General features: G+C 63.3%; 12 protein-coding genes. 4 read left to right on the forward strand and 8 right to left on the reverse strand.

The genetic code is table 11. The features are described from left to right. Nucleotides 1–94 precede the first annotated feature (94 nt). Nucleotides 95–1,384 (reverse strand): RsmB/NOP family class I SAM-dependent RNA methyltransferase, encoded by a 1,290-nt coding sequence (locus tag FJ942_RS24055; protein WP_140899159.1) that lies wholly within the window; start codon nucleotides 1,382–1,384, stop codon nucleotides 95–97. 317 nt (nucleotides 1,385–1,701) lie between these two features. On the opposite strand from FJ942_RS24055, the gene FJ942_RS24060 reads away from it, so the two are divergent. Further along, complete coding sequence (locus tag FJ942_RS24060; RefSeq protein ID WP_140581171.1) at nucleotides 1,702–2,379, forward strand: MIP family channel protein; 678 nt, start codon at nucleotides 1,702–1,704, stop codon at nucleotides 2,377–2,379. A 78-nt stretch (nucleotides 2,380–2,457) separates the two neighbouring features. On the opposite strand, the gene katG is transcribed toward FJ942_RS24060, so the two are convergent. Further along, complete coding sequence (gene katG / locus FJ942_RS24065; protein WP_140672389.1) at nucleotides 2,458–4,656, reverse strand: catalase/peroxidase HPI; 2,199 nt, start codon at nucleotides 4,654–4,656, stop codon at nucleotides 2,458–2,460. A gap of 127 nt (nucleotides 4,657–4,783) precedes the next feature. Between katG and FJ942_RS24070 the strand changes: the two genes are divergently transcribed. Then, entirely contained in the window at nucleotides 4,784–5,692 is a 909-nt protein-coding gene (locus tag FJ942_RS24070; RefSeq protein ID WP_140498340.1) for a hydrogen peroxide-inducible genes activator, read from the forward strand. Nucleotides 5,693–5,919: 227 nt separating this feature from the next. Here FJ942_RS24070 and FJ942_RS24075 read toward each other — a convergent pair whose 3' ends face one another. The 5 genes from FJ942_RS24075 to FJ942_RS24095 all read right to left on the reverse strand — a co-directional run bounded on the left by FJ942_RS24075 (nucleotide 5,920) and on the right by FJ942_RS24095 (nucleotide 11,280). Continuing rightward, the gene (locus tag FJ942_RS24075) at nucleotides 5,920–6,603 is read right to left on the reverse strand and encodes an SGNH/GDSL hydrolase family protein (RefSeq protein ID WP_140498341.1); all 684 of its coding nucleotides are present in this window, start codon (nucleotides 6,601–6,603) and stop codon (nucleotides 5,920–5,922) included. 88 nt (nucleotides 6,604–6,691) lie between these two features. Then, complete coding sequence (locus FJ942_RS24080; protein ID WP_140498342.1) at nucleotides 6,692–7,645, reverse strand: ABC transporter permease; 954 nt, start codon at nucleotides 7,643–7,645, stop codon at nucleotides 6,692–6,694. Between the two features lie 3 nt (nucleotides 7,646–7,648). Further along, on the reverse strand, nucleotides 7,649–8,611 hold the full coding sequence (locus FJ942_RS24085; protein ID WP_140498343.1) for an ABC transporter permease: 963 nt from the start codon (nucleotides 8,609–8,611) through the stop codon (nucleotides 7,649–7,651). Nucleotides 8,612–8,620: 9 nt separating this feature from the next. After that, nucleotides 8,621–10,132, reverse strand: a complete 1,512-nt coding sequence (locus tag FJ942_RS24090; protein ID WP_140498344.1) for a sugar ABC transporter ATP-binding protein — start codon at nucleotides 10,130–10,132, stop codon at nucleotides 8,621–8,623. A 68-nt stretch (nucleotides 10,133–10,200) separates the two neighbouring features. After that, nucleotides 10,201–11,280 (reverse strand): substrate-binding domain-containing protein, encoded by a 1,080-nt coding sequence (locus FJ942_RS24095; protein ID WP_140560417.1) that lies wholly within the window; start codon nucleotides 11,278–11,280, stop codon nucleotides 10,201–10,203. 322 nt (nucleotides 11,281–11,602) lie between these two features. On the opposite strand from FJ942_RS24095, the gene FJ942_RS24100 reads away from it, so the two are divergent. After that, complete coding sequence (locus tag FJ942_RS24100; protein ID WP_140566495.1) at nucleotides 11,603–12,253, forward strand: SGNH/GDSL hydrolase family protein; 651 nt, start codon at nucleotides 11,603–11,605, stop codon at nucleotides 12,251–12,253. Nucleotides 12,254–12,310: 57 nt separating this feature from the next. Then, the gene (locus FJ942_RS24105; protein WP_140566492.1) at nucleotides 12,311–13,405 is read left to right on the forward strand and encodes an ROK family transcriptional regulator; all 1,095 of its coding nucleotides are present in this window, start codon (nucleotides 12,311–12,313) and stop codon (nucleotides 13,403–13,405) included. On the opposite strand, the gene FJ942_RS24110 is transcribed toward FJ942_RS24105, so the two are convergent. Then, the gene (locus tag FJ942_RS24110; RefSeq protein WP_246679887.1) at nucleotides 13,399–14,169 is read right to left on the reverse strand and encodes a class I SAM-dependent methyltransferase; all 771 of its coding nucleotides are present in this window, start codon (nucleotides 14,167–14,169) and stop codon (nucleotides 13,399–13,401) included. The two genes, FJ942_RS24105 and FJ942_RS24110, sit on opposite strands and share 7 nt — an antisense overlap. Between the last annotated feature and the right edge of the window lie 104 nt (nucleotides 14,170–14,273).

Below are 14,273 nucleotides of genomic sequence, written 5' to 3' on the forward strand. Positions count from 1 at the left end.
TATTGCAGAGGCGTGAGCGGCAAGCAATCATCCAATGCTGCACTGCAGCAATTTGATATCGAGGGCGGAAGCGCAAGCTTCGCTTCCGCTCCATTCAGGAAGCCCTACGCAGCGCGCAGATGTAGAAACCGTCGGTGCCGCTCAGCGCCGGCGCCAGGCAGATACCGCCCAGCGCGCCGAGCCGCATCGCCGTCTCATGGCCGGGAAAACGGCTGTCCCAGAGCCGGCGATGATCGACCGGGGCAAAACCGCCATTGCGCTGGCAAAACGCTGCGACCTGGTCGCCATTCTCCTCGTCGAACACCGAACAGGTGACGTAGACCAGCAGGCCACCCGGCTTGACGAAGCTGCTGGCGGAATCGAGGATCGCCATCTGCTCGCCCTTGCGGGCGTCAAGCTGCCTTTGCGTCAGCCGCCATTTGGCGTCCGGGCGCCGCCGCCAGGTGCCGCTGCCGGTGCAAGGCGCGTCGACCAGGACGAGGTCCATATGGCCAGTGAGCGGCGACAATTCCGCCGGCTTGGTGACGATCTGCACGTTGCGGTTTTCCGAGCGGCGGATGCGGTCGAAGATCGGCGCCAGCCGCGCCTTCTCAGCATCATGGGCGAAGACCTGACCCGTATTGCCCATCGCCGCCGACAGCGCCAGCGTCTTGCCGCCGGCGCCGGCGCAGAAATCGAGCACCTGCATTCCAGGCTCGGCGCCGGCAAGAGCGGCGGCGATTTGCGATCCCTCGTCCTGGACTTCGAACCAGCCCTTCTGGAAAGCCGGCTCGGCCTGCACGTTGGGATGCCGGCCGTCGCCGTCGATCGGCGGTATGCGAATGCCTTGGGGCGCGATTTGGGCTGGCTTGGCGCCGGTTTCGGCAAGTTCCGCCAGCACTTTGGCCCGATCGGCCTGCAAAGTGTTGACGCGGATGTCGAGCGGCGGGCGGGTGGCGAGCGCCGCGCCCTCCTCGACCCAGGCCTCACCGAACGCGCGTTGCAAAAGCGGCTCGCACCAATCCGGTATGTCGGCGCGCACCGCGGGCGAGGCGTCGGCAAGCCGCCGCTCGTCGGTTGCCTGGAGTTCGGTAGCCGTCAGCAGCGGCGGCGCGAACCTGTCGCCGTCGAGCGCTTCGTTGAGCGAGCGCGCGGTCTGGCCCCATTCGAGCAGCAGGGCGCCGAAGCCGATGGCGCGCGGCGTGTCCTCGCCCAGCAGCCAGCCTGCCGAGCGCTTGCGGCGTAGGGCATCGTAGACGATGTTGCCGATCGCCGCACGATCGCCGCCGCCGGCGAAACGGTGCGATAGGCCCCAGTCCTTCAGCGCATCGGCCACCGGCCGGTGACGCCGGCCAATGTCTTCCAGCACTTCGATGGCCGCAGCCAGCCGTCCGCCTAGTCGCATTCTTCAGTCCACCAAATCGAGCGCATCATCTCGGTCTGCTCTTAGAGCCTTTCACGGTGAGATTGAACCCCGCCCCCTCTCGCGACGGCAGGCCGCCTGTTGGGATCGGCGAAAACCGCTCGAGCAGTAAATCTTCCGGTGCGGTCAACAGCAGATCGTCAATAGATGCAAGCTCTCTAATGTTCTTAACTGGCGGCTGCAAGCACGGTAGGGATGCGACAGCTCAGCTTTCCAAGTTTTTCGGTTGGGAATACTCTTGCCGCCATGATTCGCGGCGCGGAAAGCGTGGACCGGCGGATCGTCACGAGGAGATGGCAATGAAGACTTATCTGGCGGAAGTTCTAGGCACATTTCTGTTGGTGTTCATCGGTACCGCGTCGGTGGTGACGGGTGGCTTCGGCGGCGCGCTGCCGCTCGGGCAGGAAGGCATCGGGCTGGCCTTCGGCATCGGCCTTATCGCGGCCGCCTACGCGATCGGCCCCATTTCGGGCGCGCATCTCAACCCGGCTGTGACACTCGGCGTGTTCCTTGCCGGCCGGTTGCCGGCCAAGGACGTCATCCCCTACTGGATCGCACAGATCATTGGCGCCATCCTGGCATCGCTGGCGCTGTGGATCATCGTCTCCGGCCAGGTCGGGGGACACACTGGCGGCTTCGGCGCCAATGGCTGGGACGAGACGAAATGGGGCGTCTCTTCCGCGTTCCTGTGGGAGTTGATCGGCACCTTCACCTTCGTCACCGTGATCCTCGGCGTTACCGCGGAAAGGCATGCGACGGCCTTCGCTGGATTGGTCATCGGCCTGACGCTGGCGGGTATCCACTTCGCCATGATCCCGGTGACCGGCACATCGGTCAATCCGGCCCGTTCCATTGGCCCGGCGCTGTTTTCGGGCGGCGCCGCGATCAGCCAGCTCTGGCTGTTCATCGTCGCGCCGCTGATCGGCGGCGCCATTGCCGGCGTCGTCGCCAAGGCGCGCGTCTTCGAAAAGGACTGACTTCGGAAGCCTGGACAAGAAAAAGGCGCGGGGCCAAGCCCCGCGCCTTTTTCTTGGGTCGAGAAGTCCTTGCTCGGATCAGGCAGCGATGTCGAACCGGTCGGCGTTCATCACCTTGGTCCACGCCGCGACGAAATCCCTGGCGAATTTCTGCCCGGCATCCGCGGACCCGTACACCTCAGACAGCGCACGCAGCTGCGCATGCGAGCCGAAGATAAGGTCGGCGCGGGTACCGGTCCACCTGACCGCCTTGGTCTTGCGGTCGCGCGCTTCGTAGATCTCATCCGAACCGGCGGCCGGATCCCAGACCGTGTTCATGCTGAGCAGGTTGACGAAGAAGTCGTTCGTCAGCGTGCCCGGCCTGTCGGTGAACACGCCGTGCCTGGACTTGCCGGTATTGGCGCCGAGCACCCGCAGGCCGCCGACCAGCACCGTCATCTCCGGCGCGGTCAGCGTCAGCAACTGTGCCCGGTCGACCAGCATCGCCTCGATCGACATCGGCTGCGGCCCCCGGACATAGTTGCGGAAGCCGTCGACTTTCGGCTCAAGCGCGGCAAAGGAGGCGACGTCGGTCTGTTCCTGCGAGGCATCCATGCGGCCCGGCGTGAACGGCACCTTCACCTCGTTGCCGCCATCCTTTGCCGCCTTCTCGACCGCGGCGACGCCGCCGAGCACGATCAGATCGGCCAGCGAGATCTTTTTCCCGCCGGTCTGTGCCGCGTTGAACGCCTTCTGGATGGATTCGAGCGTGGCAAGCACCTTGGCCAATTCAGCAGGCTGGTTGACGTCCCAGTCCTTCTGCGGCGCCAGCCGAATACGGGCGCCATTGGCGCCGCCGCGCTTGTCGGAACCCCTGAACGTCGAGGCCGAAGCCCAGGCGGTCGAGACCAGTTCGGAAACTGACAGGCCCGAGGCCAGGATCTTGGCCTTCAGCGATGCGATATCCTGTTCGCTGACCAGTTCATGGTCGACGGCCGGGATCGGATCCTGCCAGATCAGCTCCTCCTTCGGCACGAGCGGGCCAAGGTAGCGAACGACCGGGCCCATATCGCGATGGGTGAGCTTGAACCAGGCGCGGGCGAAGGCATCGGCGAACTGATCCGGATTCTGGTGGAACCGCCGCGAGATCTTCTCGTAAGCCGGGTCGACCCGCAGCGCGAGATCGGTGGTCAGCATGGCCGGCGCGCGGCGCTTGGAGGGATCATGCGCGTCCGGCACCGTGCCGGCACCTGCGCCGCCCTTAGGCGTCCACTGATGGGCGCCGGCCGGGCTTTTCGTCAATTCCCATTCGTAATTGAACAGGTTGTCGAAGAAGTTGTTGCTCCATTTGGTCGGCGTCGTGGTCCAGGTGACCTCGAGCCCCGAAGTGATGGCATCGCCGGCAATGCCCGACGCGTGCTTGCTCGACCAGCCGAGGCCCTGCGCCTCGATGCCGGCGCCTTCCGGCTCGGCGCCAACCAGCGAGGCATCGCCGGCGCCGTGGGTTTTGCCGAAGGTGTGGCCGCCGGCGATCAGCGCCACTGTCTCCTCGTCATTCATCGCCATGCGGCCGAAGGTTTCCCTGATGTCGCGTGCCGAGGCAAGCGGATCAGGCTTGCCGTTCGGGCCTTCCGGATTGACGTAGATCAGGCCCATCTGCACGGCCCCGAGATGGCCGCGAAGCTCGCGGTCGCCGGAGTAGCGCTCGTCGTCGAGCCATTTGGTTTCCGATCCCCAATCGACGTCCTGCTCGGGTTCCCAGACGTCGGCGCGGCCGCCGGCGAAGCCGAAGGTCTTGAAGCCCATCGATTCCAGGGCGACATTGCCGGTGAGGATCAGCAGGTCGGCCCAGGAAATCTTGCGGCCATATTTCTGCTTGACCGGCCACAGCAGGCGGCGCGCCTTGTCGAGATTGGCGTTGTCAGGCCAGCTGTTGAGCGGTGCGAAACGCTGCTGGCCGGCGCCGGCGCCGCCGCGGCCGTCACCGATGCGGTAGGTGCCGGCGCTGTGCCAGGCCATGCGGATGAACAGCGGCCCGTAATGGCCGAAGTCGGCCGGCCACCAATCCTGCGAATCCGTCATGACATGGTGCAGGTCCTTGATCACCGCGTCGAGATCGAGGCTCGCGAATTCCTTGGCATAGTCGAAGTCCTCGCCCATCGGGTCGGAGAGGTTCGACTGCTGGTGGAGAACGCTGAGGTCCAGTTGGTTGGGCCACCAGTCACGGTTGGTCCTGGCACCGGGTCCATGCGCGACAGGGCAGTTGCCCGCGCTGTTGTCGTCGGTTTTCGCGTCCATCTTGCACTCCAATTTTTTGCCGAGGGTTCCGGGCAGCCAGCGCCGCCATCCTGGAATGATTCCAGACTAGGCCAGCCTGCCGATAAAAACAAATTGCCTTTCCTGTTCCTTTCAATAGGATTTTCTTATGATAGGCCTAACCGTCCGCCAGATGCATTATTTCGACGCACTTGCGCAGACGCTGCATTTCGGGCGTGCGGCGAAACTTGCAGGCGTGAGCCAGCCGGCGCTGTCCTCGCAGATCGCGGAAATGGAGCAGCGGCTGAACTGCCGGCTGTTCGAACGCGGCGGCAAATCGGTGCGCATGACCGACGAGGCGGCAGCCCTTTTGCCGCGCATCGAACGCATCCTTTCCGACATACGCGAGGTCGAGACCATCGCCCGGCGTGGCCGCCCTGCCATGGGAGGGCGCTTCCGGCTGGGCATCATCCCGACCGTCGCGCCCTATCTTTTACCGCGTGCGCTGCCCGAGCTGAAAATGCATTTCCCGGACTTGCTGCTCGAACTGCGCGAGGCGGTGACCGCCTCGCTCGTCGAGGACATCGCGTCGCAAAAGCTCGATGCCTTCATCGCCGCGCTTCCGCTCGACCATCCCGGCCTGGTGACCGAGGCTTTGTTCCCCGACCGGTTTTTCCTGGCCGTGCCGTCAGGCGATCCGGCTTTCGCCTCGCCGCCGGTGCCGCCTGAAAGCCCGGCGCTGGAAAGGCTGATGCTGCTGGAGGAGGGCCATTGCCTGCGCGAACAGGCACTGGCTGTCTGCGGCAATGTGCGGCCGGTGGCGATGGCAAGCTACGGCGCCACCAGCCTGACCACGCTCTTGCAGATGGTGGCGCACGGGCTCGGCGTGACGCTGATCCCGGAAATGGCCACGGGACCTGCCGGCACTATCCCCGATCTCAAGATCGTGCCGTTCCAGGAACCCATGCCGCAGCGCACGATCTGCTTTGCCTGGCGGCGCAACAGCACCTTGCACAATGAGTGCAGGGAGCTGGCGAAGATCATACGAGGATTGGCGGCGGCGGTGCAGGCGGTGTGAAGGACGAGGAGCCCAAGCTTACTATCGGCCCAGGCAAACCTCGAATGTGCGCCTGTTGAACGGCTTGAGTGGATAGCTCGTCTTCATAAAAGCAAGTGGGTCAAGTGCCACGGAACGTGTTGGGCAGAATTACGGACCGGGCTCATCGTTGGGTCCATAATGGCATACAGGAAGAATGCGACACGCCTGCGAACCGGCCGTTGCGCAAGCCGGCGGGCGTCGCGACTTCAGGCGGCGGTGCTGGCGCGGCTTGGCTCAAGAATAGACTTGACCTTGTCGGCGACCGCGCGGCCGAGATCGGCGTTGTTGCCAGCGGTGAAATGGATGCCGTCGATACCGTCCGTGGTGACGAAATCGCCGGCATTCAGAAAGTCGATCTTCATGAAATCCGCCATCGCCTTGTACTGCCTGGCCAGCTCCCTGGACTTTTCGTGGCCGCCGCCGAACATACCCTCGAACCAGGGATCGGGCATCGGGGTCAGCGGCGGCGGCGCGATGACCAGCGCCTTCGGAGCCGGATAAGGCGTGCCGATACCGCCGGCGCTCGTCAGGATCTGCCCGACCAGTTTCGCCATTCCGTTGGCGATCTCGTAGGGTGTCCGGCGAAAATAGGACTTCGTGTCATTGGTGCCCAGCATGACGATGACCAGATCCAGCGGCAGATGGCTGGCGATGGCCGAGGGCAGATAATTGGCGCCATTGAGGCGCGGATCGTTGGGATCGTCGAGACAGGTCGTGCGCGCACTCAAACCTTCTTCGATGATGTGGTAGCCCGCTCCCAGCGCCGCCGCCATAACACCCGTCCAGCGCTGATCATAGGGGTAGCGGTAGGTCGGCGACCCTTCCTTGACCGGAACCCAGCCCCAGGTCAGCGAGTCGCCGTAGCACATGATATTTTTTGGCGGTGACATCCATGTTTCTCCATCTGTTTGCAGTTGTCTGAACGTGCAGATCTGTCGATCCAGCCCTAACGCCGGTGCCGGCTTGCCTTGTTTCGATTCAGGAGGTTCGCACGCGCACTCCGTAGAAGATCGCCGCACCGAGGATGATGACGCCCTGGGCGATGAGCTTGCCGGGTTCGTCGATGCCGAGCACCGTCATCACGACGAACAAAAGCGCGAAGCACAGCGAGCCGAAGAAAGGTCCCCAGACGCCGCCGTCGCCGCGACCGAAGGCGACGCCGCCAAGGATTGTCGCCGCGACTGCCAGGATCGGCAGGTCGAGACCGACGCGCACGCTGCCGACGGCGATTGAACCTGTCTGTACCAGGGCCGCGATCGCCGCGATCAGGCCGGCGAGCGTATGCGCCAGGATGACCGTGCGCTGGACCGGCACGCCGGAAAAATGGGCGGCTTCGGCATTCTCGCCGACAGAGGCCACGTAACGACCAAACACTGTCTGCGACAGAAGCAGCCACACCGCGGCGGTCAGCATGATCCAGAACAGCACCGGCGTCGGAACCGACAGGAACTTCGTGTTGTAGAGGTCGTTGAACAGTTTCGGCACATCGCCGGGTGGATTGCCGCTCGACAGGAACTGCACCAGTCCGACCAGGATGATGCTGACGGCCAGCGTGACTATGACGGCCGACACCCGCCGGATGCCGATCATGAAGCCGTTGAACAGGCCAATGACGAGGCCCGTGGCGAGCGCCAGTACGACGAAGAAGGGCAGCGACGCGCCCGGGAAACTGCCCGACGAGATGAAATAGTTGATCAGCAGGATGATGCCGCCGCCGGAGAGGTCGATCGATTTCACGCGCATGACGACGAGCTGCCCCAGCACGAGAATGCCGAGCGGAACGATCTGCCTGATGAAGATGCCCATGATGTTGAGGTTGAGCATGTTCGGCCGTGCGACCCACAGCGTGGCCAGAAGCACGAGGAAGACAAAGTAGGACGGCGGTATGCGAAGCAGACGCCGGGCGATCGGGTTTGCGAGAACGGCAGTCATCGCTCAGAGCCCCATCTTCTTGCGGGATTGCAGCCCGACCACGGCCAAGAGAATGCCGCCCTTGATCGCCGTCTGGACAAAGGGCGAGACGTTGGCGAGGTTCATGCCATTGGCCAGCAGTGCCATCACAAGCGCGCCGATCACCGTGCCGTGCAAGCTGCCGATTCCGCCTGAAAGCTGGGTGCCTCCAAGTGCCACGGCGGTGACCGTGTCGAGTTCGAAAAGCAACCCGACATTTGGATCACCCGACACGATGCGCCCGGCCAGGAAGACACCGGCAACGGCCGCGAAACAGGAGCAGACCACATAGGCGAGGATGATGTTGCGGCGATCGGAGACGCCGAAATTGCGGGCAGCGCTTTCGGCCCCCGACGCGATGCCGCCGCCGATCGCAAACAGATGCAGGCCGTATCGCGATCCGTAGAGCAGCTTCCAGGCCAACAGCATCACGACGATTCCCCAAAAGACCGGATAAGGAATACCGAGGAAACTGCCTGAGACGGCAGCAATGACGATCTCCGGAACGGTGCCGCCGGAGACGGGACGCAAGATGCGCGTGATGCCAAGGACAATGTACTGCGTCGATAGCGTGGCGATGATTGGATGGACGTTGAAACGGGTGATCGCCAGGCCGTTGATCAGCCCGATGAATGCGGCCAGCACGAAGACCGCCGGGATCAGCACGATCGCCGGCTGGTCGAGCGCCAGCACCGCCGTCGTGAAACTGATGACCGAGCCGACCGATAGATCGAGCCCGCCGACGAGCACGACGACGAGTTGTCCGGCCGCCGCGATGACCAGCGGCATCGCCTGCGCAACCAGGTTGAAAAGGTTTTCGGCCGTTGCGAACTGCGTCGTCTGAACCGACAGCCACAGCGAAATGAGCAAGGCAACCAACAATGGCAGAACCCATTGGCCCTGCCGTGTGTTCCGGCCACTCACGATGTTGGACAGGCTACGATACATGGAAGGCCCCTAGTGCCGGCGCGCCGAGCCGCCCGTCAGGGCCGCGTCGAGGATCTTGTGCTCCGTCGCCTGTGCTGCCGGCATTTCGGCCACGACTGTGTCGTGGTGGACGACATAGATGCGGTCGCACAGCCCGATCAGCTCGATCGTCTCGCGCGACAGCACCAGCACCGCGCCACCCTTGCGGGTGAAGTCGCGCAGCAGATGGTAGATCTCGGACTTGGCGCCGATGTCGACGCCACGGGTCGGCTCTTCCACCAGGAGAAGATCGAGATCCGCGGCGAGGTAGCGGCCGAGCAGTACTTTTTGCTGATTGCCGCCCGACAGCGAACCGACCGGAGCGGACGGCCCTGTCGCCTTTATGTTCATGACATCCATCATGCGGGCGATGACGCTTCGATAGGGCCGCGCCGGCGCAAGTTCGCGTCGCCTCGAATGCAATCCGATGGCGATGTTGTGGGCGATCGGCAAAGCGAGAAAGAGCCCCTCCTCCTTGCGGTCCTCGGGGACGAAACCGACCTTCAGCTGCTGCAAATGGCGAACGCCTGATGATGTCGGGAGCGGCATGTCGAGCGTTTTGCCGTTGATGGAAATCGTCCCGGCAAAAGGATGGTAGCGGCCGATGAGGGAGCGCAAGAAGCGCTGCTGGCCCTGTCCCTCAAGCCCGGCGAGGGCGACGATCTCGCCCTTGTGCAACGTCAGCGACAGAGGCTGCGATGTCTCGGTGATCCTGAGATTCTCGACGCGCAGGATTTCGCCGCCCCTGTCGCCCGTGCGATCTGGGAACAGGTCCTGGAGTTCGCGCCCGACCATCATGGCGATGAGTTCGTCTGCGGTGATCTCGGACACCGTTCTGGTGCCGACCAGTGCGCCGTCCTTCAGCACCGTCACAGTGTCGCACAGCTCGAAGATTTCCTCCATGCGATGCGAAATGTAGACGATTGCCTTTCCCCTATCGCGCAGGCGGCGGATATTGCGGTTGAGCACATCGACATCGGCCGCGTTGAGCGCCGCTGTCGGCTCGTCGAGAATAAGCACGCCGGCGTCGGCCTGGATGCAATGCGCGATCTCGACGAATTGCCGCTCGGCAATGGTCAGGTTGGAAACGAGTTGCGAGGAGTCTAGCGTGAGACCGAGTTCGCCGAGTGCCTTGGCGGTTCGGCTGTTCATCGCGGAATAGTCGATCGAGCCGAACCGGTTCGTCGGCTCCCGGCCGAGAAACATGTTCTCGGCGATCGACAGATTAGGCAGCAGCGAGTGTTCCTGGAAAACGGTCGAGATGCCGGCATCGAGCGCGGCGCGCGGTGACTTCAGATCGAGCTTTTCCCCATTCATGAAGATCCCGCCGGAATCGGGCTGATACACGCCCGCCAGGATCTTCATCAAGGTCGATTTTCCGGCGCCGTTCTCGCCCATCAGGGCGTGAACGCTGCCGGCCTTCAGATCGAGGGAAACGGAGTGGAGCGCCTTGCTTCCCCCGAATGCCTTCGAAATGTGCGACATCTCGATAAGATTGGCCACTAAACCCTCGCTTCACCACTGGAAGGGCCCGCGGGGACGCTTGTCCACTCCCCGCCGGCCACGGCGTGTCACTTCTTGCCGTAATATTCCTTGAGCTTGTCTTCGGGGAGTTCGCTCGGCCACCAGACATTGGCCGTCAGGTCGTCGCGATAGTATTTCGCGGCCTTGTCCTTGTCCCAGCCATCAGGGTTGTAGACATAGCGCTTGTAGAGTTGCTTGCCCTCGAGCAGGGCTACAGCGGCGCGCACGCCGGCAGCACCCTGGGCCGGGCTGTATTCCGGAGAGATCGACTTGAATCCATCCGTGATCCACTGGCCGAAATAGCCATTGTTGCCCTCGCCCGAAATCGGCGGGATCGGCGTGCCGAACTGCTTGAAGACATCGACGCAGGCGCGCGTCATGTCGGCGCCGGACGACCAGATGCCGTCGACCTGCGGATTGTTCAGATAGAGCGTCTCGCACAGCTTCTTGGCCTTGTCATACTGCCAGTCGCCATGCTCCTCGGCGATGATCTGCACATGTGTGCCCTTGAGCGATTCCAGTAGCCCATTGTAGCGGTTGGTGTCTTCCGGGTGGCCGGCAAGGCCGCGCAGGACCCAGATCTTGCCGTTGTCGCCAACGGTCTTCACCAGCCAGTCGCCCATTACCTTGCCGAAGTGCTCGGCTCCCCCTTGGATTTCGGTGGTGTAGGCATCGGAATCGATGCGGCCGGTGTGAAGGATGACGGGGATGCCGGCGGCGACCGCCTTGGCAATGCTGGCGTTGGCCGACGTGCTGGTCACCGGCTGAACGATGATCGCGTCGACATGCTGGGCGATCAGATCCTCGATATCGGCTACCTGCTTCTTCTGATCGAAGCCGGCATCGAGGAGGATGAACTTCGAGATGCGCTTGTCCTTTGCCGCGGCATTTTCCGCCTCATGCGCGACCTGCACGGTCCAGGTGTTGGCGTTGACGCCGAAGTCGCTCATTCCGATGACCCAAGGGGGATCCTTCTTGAATGCGCCGGCCTCGGTCATGCGCGTGTCGTCGGGGCGCGGCGCGACGCCGTCCATCAGCTTGACATCTTCCGCGTGCGCCAGGGACGTTACGGCAAGCGCTGATACAACGAGCATCCCCAGCCCGACGGTTTTCAGCAATCCTAACATTGAACTCCTCCTTGTGGTTGCTCCGGCCGTACGGACGCGCACGGGCCGCGAGACGCTCTCCCGATGCATGCTTGTCGTCGCGAACCGACCTATGCACGCAATTCTCCCGCCCCCGAACACATGTGTGTCGAGGCCCAATTTCGGCTGGACAATGATGACGGTCGAGAACTCCTCCGGGCACTTTAGAAGCATAGTGGGTTTGACCTGTCAATAGTTAGTCATGTTGAATGACTATTCCGTTGCTTGCCTTTCGCCACTCCGCTATTCATCATGAAGAGCGCTCGTCCTGCACCGGCGCGCGGTCAGTCCCGGCGGGAAAATCATGCGATCAGTCTTGTGCTACGGCGACTCCAACACGCACGGCCAGATCCCCGGCAAGGGGCCGCTCGAGCGCTATGGCCCGGCTGAGCGCTGGCCGGGGATACTGCGCGCTCAGCTAGGCCCCGACTGGTATGTCATCGAGGAAGGATTGAGCGGTCGAACCACCGTCCACGACGATCCGATCGAGGGGACACACAAGAACGGTAGAACCTATCTCCGCCCCTGTCTGCAGAGCCATGCGACGCTCGACCTCGTCATCATCATGCTCGGCACCAATGACCTCAAGATCCGCTTCAACAAACCGCCGTCGGAAGTGGCTATGGGCATCGGCTGCCTTGTCTACGACATCAAGGAACTGGCGCCCGGTCCGGGCGGCACCACACCCGAAATCATGATCGTCGCACCGCCGCCGATGCAGGACGACGTCAAGGAGTGGAAGTCCATCTTCGCCGGCGCACCGGAGAAATCGCGGCTGCTGGCGCTCGAGTTCGAGGTGCTGGCGGATTCGCTCGAACTGCACTTTTTCGATGCTGGCTCGGTGGTGTCCTGCAGCGAAGCGGACGGATTTCACATCGATGCCGAAGCGCACAGACTGCTTGGCATCGCACTCGCCCGCGCGGTCGATGCGATCGGCTGGAGCCGCTCGACATGAGCAACCATACCGCCGCCCGGCAATGCGCTCTTACCGATGGGGCGACCCTTGCCTGACATGAGGTTTGCACCACCCAATCCCTTGCGCATCGCCGATCGTGCGAGCGGGCTGAACGCGTTGAGCGTGCGCAGCTACAACGAGCGTCTGGTGCTGTCGCTGCTGCTTCAGAACGAGGGCATATCGCGGATGGAAATCGGCGAGAAGACCGGTCTGTCGGCGCAGACGGCCTCGGTCATCGTCCGCTCCCTCGAACAGGAAGGGCTGGTCTCGCAGGGCGAGGCGCAGCGCGGCCGTGTCGGGCCCCCCACCATCCCGCTTTCACTCAACCCGGAAGGCGCCTACGCGGTCGGCGTCGGCTTCAGCCGGCGCAGGATCGACATCGCGCTCATCGACTTCATCGGCACCGTGCGCTTCCACACGCAGTTGCCCGCGGATGAAGCCAATCCGTTTCCGCAAAGCAGCGATTTGCTTGCGACGATCAGGCAAGCCATGACGAGCCTGCCGGTCGAGGCGCGCAGCCGGGTCGCGGGTATCGGGCTGGCCGTTCCCGATGAGGTCGACGCCATGGCTGCAACCGGCAACGGATCGAGCACGTCCCTGAAGGCTTTGCAAAGCGAGATCGAAGAGCAGATCAAGCTGCCGGTCTTCGTCCAGAACGACATCACCGCGGCGGCCGGCGGCGAGAGCATGTTCGGCGTCGCAAAGCCGCTGAACGACTATTTGTTCTTCTATCTCGGAGCTAGGCTGCAGAGCAGGCTCATCCTCAACCACCAGATCTATAAGGGAAACTCCAGTGCCAGCTTCGATCATGGCCTCATGCGCCTGGAAAGCGAACTGGCCATGCGCGGACGCTCGTCCGAAATCATCTGGAGCAGCAGCCCTGAGTGGCCTGATCTTGGAGAGGCCTACACCGAATGGCTGGGGGAATGCTCAAACCGCCTGAAGGCATCGATCTCGGCGCTGACCCAGTTTGTCGAGTTCAGGACGGTCCTCCTGTCCAGCTATGCGCCGCAGAAAATCGCCAAGGCCTTGTGCGCCGATATCGGCCGGGAATTTGCCGCTGTCCAAGCGTTGCCAGCGCGGGTGACCATCAGCCCGAAAGCCGTCGGCGCAGCCAGCCTGCCGTTCAGCTCGCGGTTTATGATTCAATGATCGGAACGCTGATAACAGAAGGGTTGCAAAGCCCCATCTGAGACGTGGATGCACCCGGTTTGAATGTCGGGTAACTCCGGTGCGAGAAGCTGTCCCTCACGCCATCTTCTGTGGCCTCGCGCATCAGGAACGGGATGCCGGCGACCGTCATCGGCAATTCCGCGCGGAAGCGGATGTGCGGGGGACCTGGTAATGCACGATCTGGCCTGCGGCAACGACTCGTCCGCCTGTCGGAGCACCGCGACGCCGGCGTAGTGGCTTCCCAATTGCCAGAAGGGCAGCGGGAACCGCCCGCGCTCCTCTTCAACGATGCGGAAGCCCGCCTCTCGGATCAAGTGCAGCGGTTGGCGGTTGAGATGACAGCCGCCGGCGATCTGTCCCCAGGGCTTGTTCAGCCGCTCCTGCCACTTGCGGCCGCGCGGCCCCTCGGCCTGGCCGTGCTCGATGAAGATCAGCCGGCCCATAGGTTTCAATATGCGGCGGATCTCGGTCAGCGCCGCGTCAGGGTCGGGAATGGTGCAGAAGGCATAGGTGACGACGACCGTGTCGGCGAGGCCGTCTATCAAGGGCAGCCTTTCGCCGCTGGCCCGGATGCAGTCGACGTCGAACGGCAGGGAACGGATCTTCGGTTCGGCCAGGCCAAGCATTGTGCCGTCGGGATCGATGCCGACCAGCCGCTCCACCTTGGCGGCGTCGTAATAGGGAAGGTTCAAGCCGGACCCGAAGCCGACTTCGACCACAATCCCCTGCGCCCGCGGGATCATGCGCCTTCGCATGCGCGCGAACACGTTTGCCGAACAGCCGGCGTGGACGAGGTAGGGAGCAATGCAGCGTGCGTACCAGGAGAGACAGGATTGGCACATGTCTC

It is taken from the genome of Mesorhizobium sp. B2-4-2 (assembly GCF_006442845.1).
GTDB lineage: Bacteria > Pseudomonadota > Alphaproteobacteria > Rhizobiales > Rhizobiaceae > Mesorhizobium.